The following is a 2,177-nucleotide window of genomic DNA, read 5'->3' on the forward strand; positions in this document are numbered from 1 at the left end:
ACGCTGCTGGCGAGCAGGTCGATCAGGCCGCGCTGGTGTTCCAGCTCGACACGCTGTTCGAGTTTGAATTCTCCGGTGACATCCTTTTCCCTCGAGAGCTGGATGCATTTTTCGGGGTTGTGCCTGATTTCGCTGATGTTGCGGCAGTTGTCCAGGTGCACGACCATGCCTTTGCCCGCCGACAGGTGCCCGACAATCGGGTCGCCCGGGATCGGCGTGCAGCATTTGGCGTAGCTGAGTACCAGGCCTTCGGTGCCGCGAATCGCCAGCGGGCCTTCCGGACTCGGCAGTTGTTCGCCTTCGCCGAGCAGGCGGCGGGCGACCACATAGGCCATGCGGTTGCCCAGGCCAATGTCTTCAAGCAGGTCTTCGATCAGTTCGAGGCGGTACTCGGTGAGCATCGCCTTGACGCGTTCGGCCGGGATCTTCTCCAGCGAACTGTCGAAACCGTTGAGGACTTTGTTCAGCAGGCGTTCGCCGAGACTGATGGATTCGGAGCGGCGTTGCAGTTTCAACGCGTGACGAATGTGCGTGCGCGCCTTGCCGGTGACCACGAAGTTGAGCCACGCCGGGTTTGGACGCGCGCCGGGAGCGCTGACGATCTCGACCGTGGAGCCGCTTTGCAGCGGTTCGGACAGCGGTGCGAGACGGCGGTTGATCCGGCAAGCGATGCAGCTGTTGCCGACGTCGGTGTGCACTGCGTAAGCGAAGTCGACCGCCGTGGAGCCTTTGGGCAGCTCCATGATCCGGCCTTTTGGCGTGAACACGTAGACCTCGTCCGGGAACAGGTCGATCTTCACGCTCTCGATGAATTCCAGCGAGTTACCGGCACGCTGCTGCATTTCCAGCACGCCTTTGACCCATTGACGGGCGCGGGCGTGAGTGCCTTTCGGTTGTTCGTCACCGCTGGATTTGTACAGCCAATGGGCCGCGATGCCGTTGTTGGCCATCTCTTCCATTTCGCGGGTGCGGATCTGAATCTCGATCGGTACGCCGTGCATGCCGAACAGCGTGGTGTGCAGCGATTGGTAGCCATTGGCCTTGGGGATCGCGATGTAATCCTTGAAGCGCCCTGGCAACGGTTTGTACAAATTATGTACAGCGCCTAGCACGCGGTAGCAGGTATCGACCTTGTCGACGATGATCCGGAACGCATAGACGTCCATGATTTCGTTGAAGGCCCGACGCTTGCCGCGCATTTTCTTGTAGATGCCGTAGAGGTGTTTCTGGCGACCGCTGACTTCGCCCTGGATGCCATCGATAGCGAGGCAATGACCAAGGGACTCTTCGATCTTGTTGACGATTTCCTTGCGGTTGCCTCGGGCGCGTTTGACCGCCTGGTAGATCCGCGCGGAACGCATCGGGTGCATGGCTTTGAAGCCAAGGTCTTCGAATTCGATGCGGATCGCATGCATGCCCAGCCGGTTGGCGATGGGCGCGTAGATTTCCAGGGTTTCCTTGGCGATGCGCCGGCGTTTTTCGCCGGACAGCACTTCCAGCGTGCGCATGTTGTGCAGGCGATCGGCGAGTTTGACCAGGATCACGCGAATATCGCGCGCCATGGCCATGGCCATTTTCTGGAAGTTTTCCGCTTGGGCTTCGGCCTTGGTCTCGAAGTTCATCTGGGTCAGTTTGCTGACCCCGTCGACCAGCTCGGCCACGGTTTCACCGAACTGCGCTTGCAGCGCTTCTTTAGCGATACCGGTGTCTTCGATCACGTCATGCAGCATCGCGGCCATCAAACTCTGATGGTCCATGTGCATGTCGGCAAGAATGTTCGCCACCGCAAGAGGATGCGTGACGTACGCCTCGCCGCTGCGACGGCGCTGGCCGTCATGGGCTTGTTCGGCGTAGAAATACGCTCGGCGGACCAGGTTGACCTGGTCGTTGCCGAGGTAGGTCGATAAGCGATCGGCGAGGGCGTCTATGCTCGGCATGATGACTCCTGCCGTAAGCTGTGACCCCGCGCCGTGCTACGTCGACCAGGCATAGGCTTAGACGGCCTCGTTGGACTCGTCCTCGAACGCTGCGAACAGCGGTTCGTCTTCAACGATTTCAGCGTTGGCGATGAACTCGTAGCTCATCAGGCCTTCAGCGATTTCACGCAGGGCTACAAAGGTAGGCTTGTCGTTTTCCCACTGGACCAGGGGCTCTTTGCCGCCGGTGGCCAGTTGACT

Annotated in this window: 1 protein-coding gene and 1 pseudogene; both read right to left on the reverse strand. The window is 59.9% G+C overall.

The genetic code is table 11. The features are described 5' to 3' along the window. Nucleotides 1-1,937, reverse strand: a pseudogene (locus tag ACIOU6_RS19460) (RelA/SpoT family protein); the annotation flags it as partial. Nucleotides 1,938-1,994: 57 nt separating this feature from the next. Further along, nucleotides 1,995-2,177, reverse strand: a 183-nt coding sequence (rpoZ, locus tag ACIOU6_RS19465; protein WP_401138653.1) for a DNA-directed RNA polymerase subunit omega, incomplete at its 5' end; no start/stop codon positions are given.

It is taken from the genome of Pseudomonas sp. NPDC087615, assembly GCF_044743445.1.
GTDB classification, from domain to species: Bacteria; Pseudomonadota; Gammaproteobacteria; order Pseudomonadales; family Pseudomonadaceae; genus Aquipseudomonas; species Aquipseudomonas baetica_A.